Origin of the sequence: Leptospira kirschneri serovar Cynopteri str. 3522 CT, assembly GCF_000243695.2 — a bacterium.
Taxonomy (GTDB): Bacteria; Spirochaetota; Leptospiria; order Leptospirales; family Leptospiraceae; genus Leptospira; species Leptospira kirschneri.
In genome coordinates this window covers 75,787-93,723 of the sequence record NZ_AHMN02000017.1, presented here as the reverse complement: position 1 = coordinate 93,723, position 17,937 = coordinate 75,787, and the positions used below count along the sequence as shown (strand labels likewise).

Annotated in this window: 12 protein-coding genes and 4 pseudogenes; 8 read left to right on the top strand and 8 right to left on the bottom strand. The window is 36.0% G+C overall.

Going from position 1 to position 17,937, the window contains the following annotated elements; translation table 11 throughout:
- Window positions 1-292 precede the first annotated feature (292 nt).
- Window positions 293-737 (top strand): annotated as a pseudogene (locus LEP1GSC049_RS2000000229310) (transposase); the annotation flags it as partial.
- A 5-nt stretch (window positions 738-742) separates the two neighbouring features.
- Here LEP1GSC049_RS2000000229310 and LEP1GSC049_RS209445 read toward each other — a convergent pair.
- Window positions 743-1,759 (bottom strand): CapA family protein, encoded by a 1,017-nt coding sequence (locus LEP1GSC049_RS209445; protein ID WP_004768393.1) that lies wholly within the window; start codon window positions 1,757-1,759, stop codon window positions 743-745.
- Between the two features lie 86 nt (window positions 1,760-1,845).
- Between LEP1GSC049_RS209445 and LEP1GSC049_RS209450 the strand changes: the two genes are divergently transcribed.
- From LEP1GSC049_RS209450 to LEP1GSC049_RS209460, 4 genes and pseudogenes are all read left to right on the top strand, one after another.
- The gene (locus LEP1GSC049_RS209450; RefSeq protein WP_016561133.1) at window positions 1,846-2,703 is read left to right on the top strand and encodes a class I SAM-dependent methyltransferase; all 858 of its coding nucleotides are present in this window, start codon (window positions 1,846-1,848) and stop codon (window positions 2,701-2,703) included.
- A 999-nt stretch (window positions 2,704-3,702) separates the two neighbouring features.
- Window positions 3,703-5,091 (top strand): annotated as a pseudogene (locus LEP1GSC049_RS02000000224895) (sensor histidine kinase).
- Window positions 5,084-5,539 carry a response regulator gene (locus LEP1GSC049_RS209455; protein ID WP_004750597.1) on the top strand — a complete coding sequence of 152 codons (456 nt, stop codon included), beginning with the start codon at window positions 5,084-5,086 and terminating at the stop codon, window positions 5,537-5,539. Before LEP1GSC049_RS02000000224895 ends, LEP1GSC049_RS209455 begins: the two are co-directional and overlap by 8 nt.
- A gap of 239 nt (window positions 5,540-5,778) precedes the next feature.
- Window positions 5,779-7,638 carry an esterase/lipase family protein gene (locus LEP1GSC049_RS209460; protein WP_004750418.1) on the top strand — a complete coding sequence of 620 codons (1,860 nt, stop codon included), beginning with the start codon at window positions 5,779-5,781 and terminating at the stop codon, window positions 7,636-7,638.
- A gap of 334 nt (window positions 7,639-7,972) precedes the next feature.
- On the opposite strand, the gene LEP1GSC049_RS209465 is transcribed toward LEP1GSC049_RS209460, so the two are convergent.
- Window positions 7,973-8,680 (bottom strand): lysophospholipid acyltransferase family protein, encoded by a 708-nt coding sequence (locus LEP1GSC049_RS209465; protein ID WP_004759237.1) that lies wholly within the window; start codon window positions 8,678-8,680, stop codon window positions 7,973-7,975.
- Window positions 8,681-8,789: 109 nt separating this feature from the next.
- Window positions 8,790-9,005 (bottom strand): annotated as a pseudogene (locus tag LEP1GSC049_RS2000000228370) (hypothetical protein).
- Window positions 9,006-9,261: 256 nt separating this feature from the next.
- On the opposite strand from LEP1GSC049_RS2000000228370, the gene LEP1GSC049_RS209470 reads away from it, so the two are divergent.
- On the top strand, window positions 9,262-10,128 hold the full coding sequence (locus LEP1GSC049_RS209470; protein ID WP_016748060.1) for a bile acid:sodium symporter family protein: 867 nt from the start codon (window positions 9,262-9,264) through the stop codon (window positions 10,126-10,128).
- Between the two features lie 276 nt (window positions 10,129-10,404).
- Entirely contained in the window at window positions 10,405-11,334 is a 930-nt protein-coding gene (locus LEP1GSC049_RS209475) for a DMT family transporter (protein WP_004750587.1), read from the top strand.
- A 553-nt stretch (window positions 11,335-11,887) separates the two neighbouring features.
- Here the strand turns inward: LEP1GSC049_RS209475 and LEP1GSC049_RS209480 are convergent.
- Genes LEP1GSC049_RS209480 through LEP1GSC049_RS209500 form a run of 5 tightly spaced genes read right to left on the bottom strand, consistent with a single transcriptional unit; the run spans window position 11,888 to window position 17,155 of the window.
- Window positions 11,888-12,955 (bottom strand): AI-2E family transporter, encoded by a 1,068-nt coding sequence (locus LEP1GSC049_RS209480; protein ID WP_004750791.1) that lies wholly within the window; start codon window positions 12,953-12,955, stop codon window positions 11,888-11,890.
- Window positions 12,948-13,475: a cyclic nucleotide-binding domain-containing protein gene (locus tag LEP1GSC049_RS209485; protein WP_004750390.1), complete on the bottom strand. Its 528-nt coding sequence runs from the start codon at window positions 13,473-13,475 to the stop codon at window positions 12,948-12,950. Before LEP1GSC049_RS209485 ends, LEP1GSC049_RS209480 begins: the two co-directional genes overlap by 8 nt.
- A 4-nt stretch (window positions 13,476-13,479) precedes the next feature.
- Window positions 13,480-14,028 carry a lipoprotein signal peptidase gene (locus LEP1GSC049_RS209490; RefSeq protein WP_004750393.1) on the bottom strand — a complete coding sequence of 183 codons (549 nt, stop codon included), beginning with the start codon at window positions 14,026-14,028 and terminating at the stop codon, window positions 13,480-13,482.
- The gene (locus tag LEP1GSC049_RS209495; protein ID WP_004750360.1) at window positions 14,025-15,737 is read right to left on the bottom strand and encodes an ABC1 kinase family protein; all 1,713 of its coding nucleotides are present in this window, start codon (window positions 15,735-15,737) and stop codon (window positions 14,025-14,027) included. The genes LEP1GSC049_RS209490 and LEP1GSC049_RS209495 overlap by 4 nt, the downstream gene beginning before the upstream one ends.
- An 11-nt stretch (window positions 15,738-15,748) precedes the next feature.
- Window positions 15,749-17,155 carry a Gfo/Idh/MocA family protein gene (locus LEP1GSC049_RS209500; protein ID WP_004760914.1) on the bottom strand — a complete coding sequence of 469 codons (1,407 nt, stop codon included), beginning with the start codon at window positions 17,153-17,155 and terminating at the stop codon, window positions 15,749-15,751.
- 94 nt (window positions 17,156-17,249) lie between these two features.
- On the opposite strand from LEP1GSC049_RS209500, the pseudogene LEP1GSC049_RS2000000229170 reads away from it, so the two are divergent.
- Window positions 17,250-17,484, top strand: a pseudogene (locus LEP1GSC049_RS2000000229170) (hypothetical protein).
- Window positions 17,485-17,937 lie beyond the last annotated feature (453 nt).

The window sequence follows — 17,937 nt, the reverse complement described above, 5'->3', positions numbered from 1 at the left end:
AAAATCGAATATGTTTTTTCACGTCTTTGATTCTTATTTAAATTCATGTTATAACTAAGAATGCGTTTATTTATGCTTCGTTTGGTCTTTGTCTATTTTTTTGGTTTTGTATTCTTTAGTGTTAATCTAATATTTTAAGGATGGGTTATACTGAGGGTTATGTTTTGCAAAACCAGGACTATTGAATGAAGAAATTTTATCACATTCAATGTTCCCATGACCTAACCCCAAAAATTAGAACCAGTTAGAATGTTTGAAATCCTCTTTGATGTATAATAAATTTGGAGGAAGCATGAAGAAACGATTTAGTGAAGAACAGATTCACAAGGTATTGAAGGAATCGGAGTCAGGGGAATCGACTACAGAAGTTTGTCGTAAGTATGGAATTAGCGGAAATACGATTTACCGATGACGTATGAAATACGGCGGAATGGAACTGAGCGATTTAAAACGAATGAAGGCCTTGGAAGAAGAGAACAGTAGTTGAAAAAGACTCTATGCAGAGTTGGCTTTGGAAAACGAAGCGATCAAGATGTTACTTGAAAAAAGTGGTAAGCCGGGAACAGAAACAGGAAGCGATAGTGCTCAGCAAGCCAACACTTGGAGAACGAAAATTCTGTCGCATCCTGAAAGTATCTCGAACCGGCTTTCGAAACAGATTAGAATACGTTGATAAAGATAAGGATCTTAAAGAGCGCATTCGAGAATTGGCATATAAGCATAAAAGAGCAGGTTTCTGTTCTCAAAAAGTTCCGTCATCTGCAATCTTTGGTCCCTTGCCCGGAAAATCTTCTTTAGTGAGTTTTCTCATCAAATCGATCGTTTTCTTTTCCGGATCGTATTCTGGAATCGAAGCAGAATCCAGTTGTAAAGGTATGATCTTTCCTTTTACGAACTTTCCTTGGGAATCTACTTCCACTTCAAGAACCAAAGAATAACCCACGATCCCTCTCGAAGACAAGGCTCTATAACCCATAAAGTTTCCAAGTGAATAAGCGATCAATCTTCCCTTATATAATTCCATCGCACGCACTAAATGAGGACCGTGACCAATCACTAAGTCGGCTCCTGCGTCTATCAGTGAATGGCTGAATTCAACTAAGTTTCCTCTATATTCTCCGTAAAAACGTTCCATCTGATTTTTTACGTGAAGAGCCGGTCCACCTTCCGCACCTCCATGAAAGGATATAAAAACGAGTTGCGCCTTTTTCTTCGCTTCTTTTACCAGCGCCACTCCTTCTCCGATCTCATTTACGTTGTTATGCGATTTTAAATGCGAAAACCCAATCCAGGCCACGGAAATATCTTTCACGTTCATATACGTGATCATTCCCTTCTTTCCGGTATAACGAATTCCTACATCCGAAAGATTTTTCTGAGTGTCTAAAAACCCTTGTTCGTGAAAATCCAAAGAATGATTATTAGCAATACTTAAAATATCAAATCCTACTTCCTTTAAAATCTTAGCGTAGGCGGGAGGTGTCCTAAATGCAAAAATCATTTTTCTAGAAGTGTCTTTAGAAGTGTTCGGATAATTGGTAAGGGTACTTTCAAAATTTCCGAAAAGTAGATCCGCACCCTTTAAATAACTCTCTACCTTTCCGAATAAAAACGTTCTAGGATCTTGTATATTCAAAGGTTGTGGAAAATTCGTTCCGGGAACCATGTCGCCCACTGCTTTGATCTTAATCGTCTTGGAGTCACCTAAAAGCCCAAATGAAAAAAGAAATAAAACGGATAAAATGAATATTTGTCTCATGTCATTTCATGAGTTTCAATCCGAACCCGATCGTAAAGCAGAATTTCTATCAAAAGAATTCTAACCCGACCCGATAGAATAATAGAATGGAAATAATCCCTTGCAACACTTGCGGCTCTTCGGAATTCAAACTTCTCTTTTCCAAATCCAATCATAAAAACGAACTCTTTCATATAGTTCAATGTATACGTTGTTCTCTCGTTCAAGTTAGTCCTCAACCTTCTCCGATAGAAGTGGCTTCTTATTACTCGGAAGAATATTTTTTAAAAAGAAGTGATAGAGGTTACGATAATTATTTTTCGGAAGGAATCAGAGACGAAATTTCCAGAGTGTTCGGACTCAACTTAAAGGATCTGGATTTTCAAACTTGGGAAAAATCCCTACCTTCCGCCAAACGCTGTTTAGACGTAGGTTGTGCCGCCGGTTATTTTGTAGACTATATGCAAAGTAGAGGATGGGATTCCTACGGAATAGACATCGCCCAAGCTCCCGTAAAATTTGCTCAAGATAAACTCAAACTCAAAGTAGAACAAGTAGATTTTTTAGAATGGAAGTCGACGGATCCGTTCGACTTAATTACACTTTGGGCTTCGATCGAACATCTTCACAAACCGAAAGAAACATTAGAAAAAATTTATACACATCTTAAACCGGGAGGTAGAGTAATCCTTTCCACTTGTAGATGGGGAATTTTAGCGAAACAACAAGGACCATCCTGGAGGTATCTAAACGTACCTGAACATCTATACTACTATTCTCTTCCTGGAATTGTAAAACTCTGTCGTTCTCTCGGTTTTGAAAAGAAAAAACACGTCACTTACGGCAGCGGACTTACCGCCAAAAAGAACCCTTCTTTACTTTATAAAACCTTAAAGTATCTTGCAGATCCTACAGTAAAATTTTTGGACCAAGGTGATATGATGGCCCTTTGTTTTGCTAAATAACTTGGGTTCACCGTAAGAAAACCGGGACCAGGCTATTTAGCTCTGGTCAATAAATTACATGCAGAAAATTTTATATAGAATTTAAGTTAAATAACTTGAATATTGAAAAACAAATTAAAAACGTTTTTTGTTTTTAAAGATAGAAAAGACTGCGCCCCAAGTTATATAATGAAATTTTACATTGAAACGACGTTTTTACGATAAAAATCAACAGTACTCAATTTTATAGAGATTACTGATAACTATATAATAAAATACCTAATATTTTATATAGAATCAGCGTTTTATGATAGAATTAACAGTACTCAATTTTATAGAGATTAGTAGAACAAACCCTAACACAAAAAACGAGACGCTTGAATGATCAGCTTGATCTTTCTGATCGAATAGAATTCTAATTTTAAGAAGATTTTGATTTTTTAAAAAAGGCGAAATAATTCAAAGCGAACACAAATCAAATTCACAGATCCGTCTTTAAAAAAGAAAATCAAACCAGCATAACTTCACTTTTTACAAACATTCTATAAATTTTAATGAAGCCATAAAAAATTCTGAATTCAAGCGGATATAAAAGAAATTTTTTCCAGATAAAGTTTCGTCCAATTATTTCAGAAAAATTTAAAGTGTAAACTTTCAAAAACTACAATAGATCAAAAATGACCGCTTTTGATTTTTCCATAGAGGAAAATTTAAATCTTAGAACAAACCGTAAATTTTAGTCTTAACAATTAACAAGTATACAGACGCGGTTTTACGGCTCGTTTATTGAAAAAATTTGGGCTTCAAAATCAATAGAATTTTTTCTTATAATTCCCTATTTTTAAGAAAAAAAGATTCAAAAAAAGGAAAGTAATTTTAAGTATATCAAGAAATTGGAATCCAATTTTTCACACAGAAAAGAATAGATGCGGATCGGCGTGTTTTATAAACTCGTATTACAAGGGTTTAGTTTTCCTTGAATAAAAAGATTTCCAATACTAGACATTTGAGGTATTTCCTTTGAAAAATAAAATTGAAAAGAATATCGTCTATGGATTAATCGTAATTCTTTTTCTAAACCTCATCATGACAGGATCTGCATATTATACTCTACAACAATCCTTGGAACTTAGAAAATGGGAAACGCATACTCAAGAAGTTCTTTTAAACTTGGAAGAAACACTTTCTTCATTCAGAGAAACTCATTCCGTCTTAAGGGCTTATATTTTATATCGAGATAAGGAATTAATAGATTCTTATTTCAAAAACAAAAGGATAGTTTTAGAAAAGATTCAAGAACTGAAGGAAAAAACAACCGATAACCCGGTAGAACAAAAACGACTTTCGAACATAGAATCCAATTTGAAAGAAAAGTTTTCTTATATGGAAGACATACTTTTAATCAAAAAATATAAATCACTTCAGGATTACGTTGAATTATATCGTTCTCCTAATGGATTTACTTTATCGGAAAAAATAAAGTTCCTACTTCAGGAAATCAAAGACGAAGAACTTAGACTTCTAAATATACGAAAACACAATTCTAAAATCAACATGACCATATCCGTTACTCTTCTTTTTTCCGGAATTGTATTAAATCTTTCCTTCATTCTTCTGCAGAACTGGCTCATCTACCAAGAAAGTCAACGTAGGTTAAAAACGGAAAAAATATTAGAAAAATCCAATGAAAACCTCAAACTCTATTCAGAACAATTAGAAAGATCTAATAGAGATTTAGAAGCCTTTTCCTATTCGGTTTCCCATGATCTTCGTTCTCCCATTCGAGGAATATTAGGATTTTATAAAATACTTCTCTAAGATCACGAAACGGAATTAGGAGAAGACAGTCGTAGAATCGTAAACATCATCATTCGAAACTCAGAAAACATGGGGAAACTCATAGACGATCTTTTGGAATATTCAAGACTGGGAAGAAGAGAACCAATTTTCTCCGTCGTAAATATGAAAGTTTTGGTGGAAAAAGTGATCGAAGAAGTCTCGAACTATTATCCGAACATAAATGCAGAAATTTCAGTGGCAGAACTTCCTTACGCAAATGCAGACACAAATCTTCTCAAACAACTTTTATTCAATCTAATTTCCAACGCTTTTAAATATTCACAAAAAAAAGAAATTCCTAAAATTGAAATCGGATCGTATCAAAACGGAGAAGAAACCGTTTTCTTTGTTAAAGACAACGGGGCCGGATTCGATATGAAGTATCAACATAAATTATTCAACATATTTCAAAGGTTACATCACACGGATCAATTCGAAGGAACCGGAGTCGGACTTGCCATCGTCAAAAGGGTGATAGAAAGACACAACGGTAGGGTTTGGGGAAAAGGCAACCTAAACGAAGGCGCTTGTTTTTATTTTACGTTAGGAGTAAATGATAGAAATGTATAATCTTCAGGACGAATTGATAGAAATCCTATATGCAGAAGACAACCCTCAAGATTCCGAATTGACTCTAAGAAGTTTAAAAAAACATAATCTTACAAATCAAGTCAAACACGTCCGGGACGGAGAAGAGGCTTTAGAATATTTATACGCAACTGGACGTTACGCAGATCGGGATAAAACACGAGTTCCCTCCCTCATTCTTTTGGATTTAAAAATGCCTAAAGTGGATGGGATCGAAGTATTAAGAAGAGTAAGAAACGAAGAAAATACCAAGATGCTTCCGGTAGTGATACTCACTTCTTCCGCCGAAGAAAAGGATATTATAGAAAGTTATAAACTAGGGGTAAATAGCTACGTAGTTAAACCGTTTGAATTCGACAAATTCGGAGAAGTAGCCAGTGAAATCGGATTTTACTGGATCTTAATAAACCAAAGTGTAAGCCGCATTTGAATCGTTCGATCCTAAATATCAAAATCAATTAATTGTATATTGAATTAAAGTTTTTGGAAAAGGTTTTATGTACTATATATTATAAAATTTAAATATTCTAAAATACCTTTCTTGTTTTGAGAACTCTGTAAGTCAAAACGTAATTCAAAAATGGACTGTCTAAATTCTCAAAACACTTATTTCCCATCTCTTTTTGCTTGTCAATTCGCACAAATCGATCGAAATCTGTTTTTCAAACGATGAAATTTTATTTTTGGCTTCTCCCCATACTGGTTTCCGTTCTAAGATGCGCCACTTATTCCACGTCTAGTTATTCTCAATTCGAACAAGAAAAACTCGTAAATCTGAGCGGTGTTTCTTCCGATAAACTCAGTCTTTTGACCACACGATATTTAAAAAGTAACGATCTATACGATAAATTCGAAGAATCTCCGTTAGTTGTCATCTACGACTTGGATTATGAATTGATGGCGAACAAATCCAGAAATCTCGCTTACTATCTTTCTGAACTCTGTTATTTTACAGGAAATTCACTGGATATGGAGGACCCGCAGTTCGCAAAGATGTATGCTTCCGCTTTGGTCTATTCATATACCTATCTGTTCGATAAAAAGGCAACTCCCCCACCTGATCCTTTTTCCGCAGAATTTAGATTTGCCTTATTTACATACAACCGTTCTTTAGCTCAACTCGTTCGATTCGCCAAAAGAAATCGTAAACTAACTAACGTCACTGATCTAAGTCTTCCTCTAATTCGAGGGACCTTACAGATGTTAGGTGCAGAAGTGGAAACCGCTTGGAGACCTCAAAATTTTCTGCAAATAGAAGTAGCCTACGACTATCGAGTCAAGGGATTTTCCAATCATATCAGCAAATATGGAATTGGAACTCCCGTAATCCTCAACCGTAAGTTTCCGGAACACGAATCTCAAGAAAGAACCAAATACGAATTTATCAATGGAGTAGGACAGGCTTATCCGGCCACTGCCTTTGTAAGTTTAGAAGAATCGTATCTTGAAAATAAGGATCTCCTAAACTTACCAGCAAAAATTCACGTCTATGATCCAGTTTTTCGAGATCGAATCACGTTAGACGGAATCAGTCTTCCAATGGAAAGTGATACTACAACTCCTCTCGCTTATATGCTGAAGATAGCACAACAAAGAGACAGTTTATTAGCCATTTTTGATGGAGAGACGAGTATGTCCAGAAAGGGACTTTATCTAGTATATCCTTATCACAAGGATAAGATACCGGTTATATTTATTCACGGCCTTGCTTCTTCTCCTTTCATCTGGTTTCCTATGATCAACGAACTTCTTTCCGATCCGGAAATTAAAGCAAAATATCAATTCTGGGTCTATTGGTATCCTACAGTAAATCCGATCCCTCTGAACGCGGCGGACTTTAGAGATACGTTATATGATTTGAGAAAAATCTACGATCCTAAAAACGAACATAAAAGTTTCGATCAGACCGTTTTGATAGGCCATAGTATGGGTGGATTGATCGCAAAACTCGCGGTAACAAGGAGTAATAAAGAACAATGGTTGAGTGCGGCAGAAATTCCGGATTCAATATTCGATACAATGAGCGAAGAAATCAAAAATGAAATTAGAAGACTTTTCGATTTTGAACCGATCCCGTTTGTAAAAAGAGCGATCTTTATAGCGACTCCGCATAAGGGTTCTAACTTAGCAGAAGGAATTTTAGGCTCCATCGCTAGATTTCTTTTTATCATCCCCAAAGAAGTAACTAAAAGATTCGAGGAAGGTTATAAGTATTTAAGCGCAGACTACAAGAAAAAAGATATAGTCCCTAAAGTGTACGGAGTCGACGGACTGGCTCCTAAAAGTCTTTTTATGAAAGTAACCGGCCATTATAAACCGGAAGTAAAATTTCATTCTATCATAGGAAATTCCAAACTAGTAGACTTGGATTGGATCAGCGACACGGTCGTATCGTATGAAAGTTCCCATTTAGAAAATCCAGAATCGGAAATGTTGATTCAATCCGAACATTCCGTCCAGACCCACCTGCCCACTTTTTTAGAAGTAAAAAGGATTCTAAAAGAACACGTTTTAATACCGGAACATTAAAAAAGTAGAATTTATGGGAACTACTATCGACATTAAGAACTACTCGAAAGTTCGCAAATTGCCAAATACAACCTAATTTAGGAACTACTACATTTTATTAAAAATTTCTAAAGAAGTATCGCCTAAAATACTTTGGGTTTTGAGGCAAGCTCTTAATGAAAAAAGGAAGAAAATTAATTTTTCAATAACTCAAATCCATTTATTTGATCTTATGATTTAAAAATGTTATTGTAACTCTTACAATTATTTGTAATGGATTCCAAAATACATTAAAATATAAATCCACAAAAAAACTCAGACAGAATAAAAAATTAAACATTCATTATTTAGAATATTATTTTTTCCTTAATTCTTCCGCCTTGTCTATACTTTTCTGACGGTTTTCCAACATGGCCTTTTCCACCATCAATCTGGCTTCTTCAAAACCTTTTTCGTCTAAATTTCTAGGAATATAAATCGGTTCTCCGTAAGACACAACAAAAGTAGTAAACGGCTTCGGAATCCTATGTTTATCCCAGGATCTTTCGGCAATCCATTGACGAGTACATTCGTAATGAAATGAAACGATAGGGACTTGAGAAACCTGAGCCGCAGCAATCAAACCAGGCTGCACTACAAGCGCGGGGCCTCTAGGGCCATCGGGAGTAATCGCCGCAGGAAATTTTTTTTTAAGATGAACGATCAGTGCCTTTAAAGCCTTAGGACCTCCTTTGGAAGAACTTCCTCGAATACTATAGTTACCAAATCTATGAACGACTTGATTGATGAAGTCTCCGTCTTTGGATTCCGAAATAAGAATCGCCATCCTCTCATTTCGATTTAGATAAGGAGAATATAAAACATTCGTATGCCAACCAGAAAGTATGTAAGGCTTTTTTTCTTTGCGGATTTTACGAATGCTTTCGTCTCCAATATTGATTCTACGAGAAGTCAACCCGATCAATCTTTGTAAATTGACCACAAGAAACGGAATCAACCAAATTAAGAACCTTCTTTTAAAAGATTGTTTTTCGTCTTTATGAGAGTCAGAATTTTCTTCCATGCTAAACACGAGGGTTTTTAAATTCGAAAATTCATCATCTCTTTTTCAAAGTCGAATTCAGGATAAAATTTCAAAAATATACCACACATCTAAAAATAATCACTATCACTCAGAACTGAACTTGAATCGAATCCAATAGATTACACTTCAATAATAGAGTTATTAAAAGTGCGAGGTTTCAATCGAACGTTTCCGAAAAACAAGATGGAAGATTCATTTTTAAACAACTCTAATTCTGTAAATTTAGTGTAGTAAAAATTGGGCGAATCCGGCGATGCCGGACCGCGCTTTTTGCTCCAATTCCTTCGGAATTTTTCAAACTCAATGCTGCTCTCTACGGATCGCAGCATAATAATCGCTTTCGCATTAGATTACTCCGAACTCGTGTTAATCAACTCTTGATCACAATATTTATGAGTACTCAATTTTAAAGAGATCCATAAAACCATAACATCCGTTTTTTAAATCTGGCTTTGAAAAAGACTTTTATAGAATCATAATAATCGAAAGAATTCAAAAATTCTGTAGACTTAACATCAGAATTAGATTACAAAGTTTGAAACAAAAATAGGTCGTAAACAATGGAATCCAATTTGCTAACAACAGTATTTCTTCCTATCGCGTTAGGTATCATCATGCTCGGAATGGGTATGAGTCTTACGGTAGAAGACTTCAAAAGAATTTTTGTACTTCCTAAAGCTGTTATCACCGGGCTCATTTTACAGCTATTCCTTTTGCCATTGACTGGATGGTTGATCGCGAACGTCTTTAAACTTCCGAGTGAACTATCAGTAGGGCTTATGCTACTTGCAATTTGTCCCGGAGGAGCCACTTCCAACCTGATCACCCACTTAGCCAAAGGAGACGTGGCACTTTCTATAACGTTAACCGCGATCACTAGTTGTATCACGGTTCTTTCGATTCCGTTTCTACTCAATCTATCCATGCACCATTTTTTAGGGTCTGGACAAATGATCGAACTAGATATTCCTCAAACTATATTACAAATTTTTATGATTACCGTGTTACCTGTATCAATCGGAATGATTTTAAACTCTAAAAAACCAGAACTCTCCCGTAAGTTCGAAAAGACCGTAAAAGTTCTTTCTGGAATTTTTTTAGTACTGATCATCTTAGGTGCAATCGTTCGTGAAAGACAAAACATAATTCCCTATTTTATCCAAGTTGGTCCGGCTTCTTTAGCTTTGAATCTGATTACAATGTTCTTAGGTTATCTGGGAGCAACACTAATGAAAGTCACTCATCCACAAAGAACTTCGATTACAATAGAAGTGGGAATTCAAAACGGAACCTTAGGAATCACAATCGCAAGTGCAATATTGAACAACCCTACAATGGCGGTTCCGTCCGCGATTTACAGCTTGATCATGTTCGCCACGGGAGCGATTTTTTCCGTTTGGACAAATAAAAGTTCCAATCCAACATAAAACCTCTGTTGGTCTTTAAGGATCTCTATAAAATTCATGGGTTTAATTTTATAGAGATCCACGACACAAGTGATATCATTCATTTTAACTAATCACTATAAACTGAGTACCGTTAATTTTATCGCAAAAAGTGTAAAATATTGGGTATTTTATTATATAACCCCGAATAAGTGACTACCCTTTACGAATACAAAAAGTAAAAAAAGCGGAGACCGATTTTTTCGTTCAATAGACAAATCAATAAAAATCTTTCTAAAAAGTCCTCAAGAACCAGAGATGGATTTTATGGAAGTCTCTGAATCCAAATGGAAGCCATTTTTAGGAACCTGTATTGTACTAACGGGTGCGATTTTTTTTTCCGCAAAAGCGATCTTTGTTAAATTGGTCTATCGATACGATATTGATTCTATTACCGCGCTTACATTGAGAATGTTATTTGCGATTCCTTTTTTTGCCTGGATCGCCTTTCGTTCTAAAAACACAAAAACCTCTGTAGATCTCACAAAAAAAGATTGGGGATTGATTTTCATTTTAGGTTTTTTAGGATTTTATCTAGCGAGTCTATTTGACTTTATAGGTTTGGAATATATCTCCGCTGGTTTGGAAAGACTTACGTTATTTGTATATCCCACGATCGTTTTGATCATCGGTTCTTTTTTATTCAAAAGAAAAATCAAAAAAGCAGAAGTGTTCGCGATCTTTCTCACGTATTCTGGAATCTTAGTCGCATTTATAGGAGACATTCAAACCGAAGGACCAAATGCCACCAAGGGAGTTTTGTTTGTACTTGCATCTGCAATTTCTTATTCTTTATATTTAGTAGGAAGCGAATCTTTGATTCCAAAACTAGGTTCGGTTCGATTTACCTCCTATCTCATGCTTATTTCCGGTTTGATTGTAGTGATCCATTTTTTTATTGTTCGCAATCCAACAAATCTAATTCAACCGCCTAACATCTACTTATATGGATTAGCTCTGGGAATTTTAACTACTGTAATTCCTGCTTATCTGACTACGGAAGGAATTAGAATGATAGGCTCAGGACGAGCGGCGATCATAGGTTCAACAGGACCAATTTCTACAATTTTACTCGCGTGGATTTTTTTAGAAGAACCAATCACTTCTTCCGGAATCGCAGGTACAATTTTAGTTCTAACTGGAGTTCTTTGGATCGGTAGAAAAAAAACGGACTTGAAAAACAGTTAAATTTGTTGATCATCTAAAAATTAAGGCCAACCGCTTAACGCGCGTTAAGTTCAAAAGTTCCATCATTCATTTTTTATGAAGTTGGAATCTGAACGATTCCTAAATTGTGGAAACTACTGCAAGTTACGATTTTACTCAGAACTAGATAATAAAGTATCAATTCAATAGTTTACACATCAATAATATAAATCCAACGTAAGAAAATCGGGGTGAATCCGGCGTCACGACCGCGCTTTCAGCTCCAGTTAATAAATTGTATAAAAGAAACAGAATACAATATCTTGTCTTTAGTTATAATTTATTAGAGTTGTTGAAAAATTAATTTTCTTCCGTTTTTCATTAAGAGCTGGTCCAAAATTCTAAACACCGACCTGCAGAGCGACCATAGAAGCGATGCATTGAGTTTAGGGAGATATTGCTTGAGTTTTTCGAAATGTAGGAACTCATACGAAATTTTGAATATAGGTTGTGATGATTTTTGCGAGAACTCCGACAATTTATCATAAATTTCTAAAGAATGTCAGTTTATATATTTGTAAATTTTGGGACAAACTCAAAGTAAATTATGATCTTTCATAGAGCTGTATAAGGTTTGAATTGTAACTTTTAAAATCGCCGCGATCGGAACCGCAATCAACATTCCTACAAGTCCTAAAGCCGCACCGCCCACTGTAACCGCGCCAACTACCACAATCGGATGTAGAGAAACAGAACCAGAAATTACGATCGGTTGAATCAGAAAATTATCTATCATCTGCGCGATCGCTACCACGATCAAAATCGAAGTCAAAAGTTCCGTAGTTCCGTCCCCACCGATCACAAGAGCAAAAAACAAAGGAGGAATCGCGCCCATAATCGGACCAAGATAGGGAACCGAATTAGCAACTCCTAAAAACAAACCAAATATATAAAAATAAGGAAGTCCTATAAAATAAAATCCAATACCGGAAACCACACAAATGATCGCGCCTTGAATCATTAAACTTTTGAGATAATTTGTAAGTTGTTCGTTGATCTTATACGTAACCATCAAAGTCATTTCAAAATAACGATTCGGAATCAAAGAAATTAAACTTTTATACATTCCGTTTCCGTTGAGTAAAAACAAAAAAGCAAACAAAGGTGTAATGATCAAATAACCGATCAAAGTCGGAATATAAGATACAAATGCCTTCACTTGTTCATGCATCAGTTCCGCGATTTTTTTAATGAGTTCGTCCGGACGAATCGTTTCGTTCCAACTTGATGGAAACTCGTTAAACTGCAAATTGACGGTTACGGTTAAATACTTGAACTTAGCATCGTCCAGATCCTGTTTCCAATTTTTCAAAAGAGGATTTAAAGTAGAAACGATCGGAGGAGCAATCGAATTGATGAAAAAATAAATCGGAACACTAATTGCGAACATTAAAATCGCAATGGAAAGAATCCTAGGAACTCCTAAACTTTCCAAGTTATTGATCGTTCCGTTAAAGGCATAAAAAATAAGAAGGGCCATTACAATCGGAATCGCAAGTAAATGAAGCCCCCAAAGAAAAACAACGATCGTAAAAACAACGATCAGAAAAAAACTAGTTCGAATAAAATATTCGGAAAGTTCCCTTCTTTCCCCTTCACGCATTCTTTTGTTTTCCTCGGAAGTATGCCTTTTCCAAAAGTCCGTTGGTTCTATGTAATCTTTCCACGATCACGGTCGATAAACTCATCAAAATCTCGATTCCGATCCTAGGTTTTGTTTCTATAATTTCTTTAAGATCCGGTTGAAAAAATCCAAGCAGAGTCGTCTTTTCAAGAGCGATCGCACTGGCAGTTCTTCTTTCTTCCGTAAAAAGAGAAAGTTCTCCAAAAAACGCGTGTCTATCTAAATGAGCAAGATCCAATTCGATTCCATCTCGAACGGAACGAATCACTACCGAACCTTCATAAACTAAATAAAAACCGGCTCCTACTTCCCCCTGTCTAAACACGGTTTCTCCTTCTTGATATTCTCGAACGTGAATCATCCTGGCGATTTCGATTAAGGTTCTTTTTTTCATCCTTCCGAAAACGGAAGTTTCCCTTAAAAATCGAATGATCTCCTGATTACTCGCTTCTTTACGAAGGAATAATTTTTTCCAGATGGGAAGATCAAGAGCCTTCAAAAAATTATTTCCCCTCTTCTAGTTTCATCGTAAAAATCAAAATCGTAAGACCAATCGTGACACAAGAATCGGCTACGTTAAACGCAGGCCATCTAGAAAACAAAAGAAAATCCGGCCAATCAAAATCCAAAAAGTCTACGACTCCTATGTATTCTCCCATGTTGGGTTGAAAACCGAAACGAAATCCTGTTCCCGGGATTTTTACGAAAAATTTATCCAGGAAATTTCCAAACGCTCCTGCCATCACTAAGTTCCATCCCCAGGGATTTCCTAAATCGTGATTTTTCCATCTATAACCGATCAGAAACACGATCGCAATTCCGGTAGCGATCAAAGAAGGAATCGCGTTGTCCTGAAACGCACCGAACACAAAACCGGTGTTAAACGTAAGAGTCATTCTAAAAAAACTTCCGAGTATTTCCAGATAACGATGAGGTTGAAAGTAAAGAATGACTAAAAACTTAGTCACAAGATCCAATACGATTCCTAAAAAAATAACTCCCAAGTAGATAGGGCGATAGACGTCTAAAAATCTTTTTTCAAAATATTTCACAAAGAGGTTCCTTTCTTTTTAAGTTTATTTTTCCAAAATGAATAGATAAGTATAAATCCAAAAATCACAGAAGACGTAAAAAATCCCCAACTTTGAATTTCCATTCCTTTTTCGAGATAGTCATTTCCAAAATGAATTCCTGCAATCAAGAATCCGGAATATAAAATCTGATGTCCCAGAATGTACATCTTCCGAGTGTGTCTTTCGACTTCCCGGAGTTGAATCCCCTGTTTTCCTCGATTGATGTTCTGGAGTACTTTATAAAATTCTCCCGGAATGGAAAGTGTATTACCTAAAAGATTTTTATCTTCGTTTAACAAAAGAAACTCCAGTCCGCCTTCTTTTCCGGAGGCGACGGTCCGGAACGGTTTTTCTCCGTAGTCTAAAACGGTTCTATAAGGATCCAAAATCGAAGTAATCCCTACCAATAAACCCAGGACACGTTCTAAGAAAATGAAATTTTCTGGAATCTGAATCATTCTAAAAATTTCTTTCAAACTAGAATTGATCTCTTTTAAAAAAAGTCGATCTTCTCGAGTGTGAATTTGACCCAGAGAAAGATTTCGAAAGTAATCCGTATCCGCTATAAATCTTCCCAATTTCTCCAAAGAATAACGAACCACTTCTTCTAATTTATCTCTATCCGCAGAAGCAGACAAGGCCCCCATTTCTTCCAAACCGTCCACTACCCCCCAGTAATCTTTGGCAATCGCGCATAGAAAGATTTTTTTAAGTGCATACACTCCTCCAGAATTGATCTCGCCCACAGCTCCGAAATCTAAAAAACAAAGTTTCTCTTCCGGTGTGTAGATTAGATTTCCAGGATGAGGATCCGCATGATAAAAACGATATTGAAAGATCATCAAAACATAAGCGCGGACTAAAAGTTCCACTGGTCTAGACTTTGCCTGACCTTTCAATACCGGGATCGCTCTTGTGATCTTGACTCCTTCTATAAATTCAGTCACTAGAACACTTTTTCCAGAAAATTGACGAATGACTTTTGGAAAGATATAATCCGGCTCTTCTACAAAAAATTGTCTCATCCTATCATAAGAATCCGCTTCCAGTTTCAGATCCGTTTCTCTTGTAACCAGACGAGTAATCTCATCGTGAATTTTCTTATATTCGAAATGAAATAGATAACGATTGATTCTTTTTAAAAAAGAACGAATGTTTTTGAGATCGTTTGCGATCAACGTTTCAATTCCTGGATACAAAACTTTAACCGCAACTTTTTGACCTCCGATCGAGGCCACGTGAACCTGAGCCGTGGAAGCGCTTGCTTCCGGAACGTTGGAGATATCCGGAAAAACTTTCATGATTTCTTTTCCAAACTCGGACCGAAACCTTTCTTCTATTTCCGAAAACGGATGAGGTGGAACCCTGTCTTGAAGATCCTGCAAAGATTCCGTAAACGAATCCGGAAAAATATGAGAAAGGTTCCCTAAGTATTGACCGAGTTTGATATAAACCCCGCCCATAGATAAAAAGAAATTACGACAATCTTCGCCTAACGTTCTAAAAAATCTTTCGTGAGCGCCCGTATCTCTATAAGAAGGAAAAAAAAATTTTCCTAATTTAAAAAACCAGAATATACTCCAAATTTTTTTCCAGACAAAAGAATTAGCGTTCCAAAATCTCCAGGAACTACTGTGTAACTTATAGGATAGAGTTTCCTGAGGTTCGCTTGTTCCGGTTACGAGCATGGATGAAACTTCTAAACCTCTAGAATTCTTTTTTCGGCTTTTCTCCGTATCGTATCCAACAGTGTGAGAATTTGAAGATTCTCTTCTATATCTCCTGTAATCGAAGAAGGTTTTCCAGACAAATACCGGAAAATAGAATCGTATAAATTAAGAAACGGATTTGAGCCTGCGGAAGATTTTTCGGAAATTGAAACCGGAGTCAAACTTTTAAATCCTTTGTATTTTCGGGAAGGTTTGGATTTCCAAAAACGAACCTCGTCATTCCCAACTAAAAAACGGGCGTTCTCTGTTTGAATATCCAGCTCGAATTGAAAATAATTTCTCATTCCTCCCGCTTCTAAAAATACGGTCTCTCCCTGGGGATAAGTCATAAACGCTAAAGCTTGCTCTTCTACGGTAGAATGAGGATAAGATCTTAAAACAGAAACAACTCGATCCGGCATTCCCAGATACCAAATCAAAAGATCCACCGCATGAGTTCCGTCATGAAAAAGAGGACCGGTCTTATCTAAAATCGCACGGCCTGGATCTCTAGCGGAAGTAAGAACAGAGGCGCGTATGGTTCTTACCGGACCGAACGTTTTTTCTTGGATCCATTTACGAACCTGGATATAAAGCGGATGATACCTTCTTTCATGATTTACCCATAGACTCGTTTTTGTTTTTTTACAAAGTTTTGCAAGTTTGCGCGCAAGAGGAAGAGAATGACAAACCGGTTTTTCCACCAACAAACGCCTGAATCCAAAATCGATCGCCGTCTTTGTAAGTTCGTAGTGTGTTTCAGAAGGTGTAGCGATGATAACAAGACAGGAAGTAAGTTCGAATGATTTCTTATTCTTGAGAAATAAGTTTTTTATAAATTCATTGTTGTTTTGAAAGTAGTCTTTCGTAATCGGAACTTGTTTTTGTAATCCTTTCTCTTGGAAAGTTTCCATTTTTTTCGGTTCCGATACATCTACGTTCTTTTGGATACGCGCACTATTTTGGTAATTCGGTCGATTTGTTAAATCCCTATCTTTTTTTTTACGAGACGAATGAACAAAGTTTGTATTTTTAAAATCGGCGACTGGAACTTCCCAGTCTGTTTGACTGACAAATTTTATGTTCTTTCGATTCGATTCTAAATTTTTATATCTCTCCTGAGATATAAAAGAAAAATCTTTTCTATTTAGATTAAAAAGAAAACTCTCAGCCCAACTTTTAAAATCGGGAAAACATGCTTCTTTTGGAATATTCCAATCTTTGCAAAAAGTATTTCTTCTTTCTTCCGAAGGATCGATCGCTCCTATCAGAAAGAATTTTTTTCTTCCCCAAGTGGAAAAAATTGCACCCGCGTGTGTGCAGGGATGATTTCTGAAAGAATCCTTTTCTAAAAGAGATGCAATTCTTCCAAGACCTATGAGTAAAACTGGAATCATAAGTTGAACAAAACATTTCGTGGATTCGATCCGGAATCAAGAGTTATTTTGACTTGATCAGACTATATTTTAAAGCGATTTTTTGGATCATGCTTTGAAGACCGGAACACAGAATGATTTTGATCTGACTGAAATCATCAATGGAGAAAGAACACGTAACTACAGTCCTATTGGCACCTTCATCAAAAACTTGTTGCAAAACTTTTTCTCATAATTCAAAAATATTTGGAAAAACATCCGGTCAGAGAAACGATCTGATTTCCCATGGACGTAATTTTAGAAGAAGGATTCAATCGGATCACTCAAAAAAATCAATCGTTCAAGATTAGATCAGTATGTTCCCGGATATAGTGGTTGAAATCGTTTCTAAAAGAACCGTTACATAAGATACTGTAGAAAAAAAGCAATCTATGAAAAATTCCAAATCCCGAACTCTGGCTCGTATTTACAGAATTACAATATATTGAAATATCTTTTTGCGAGAATGAACGCTACTATCTTCATTCTTCTACGGATCTTTCTCCATCCAGAGCAGAATCCAAATTTTTAAAAGATCGATTCCTTATCCTGGATGTTCTATTTCCAAATGAAGCTTTATATAAAATTGAGATCAAAACAAAATGTGGGAACTATTACAAATCGTAATTTTACAGTGAAACTTCTAAAATGTGGGAACTATTACAGCGAACTCACGTTAAAACAATCCCAACTTTTAGAATCCATTCCATTTTTGTAATGATCCTAAAATGGCATTTCCAATAAAACAGGAATATACATTCTTT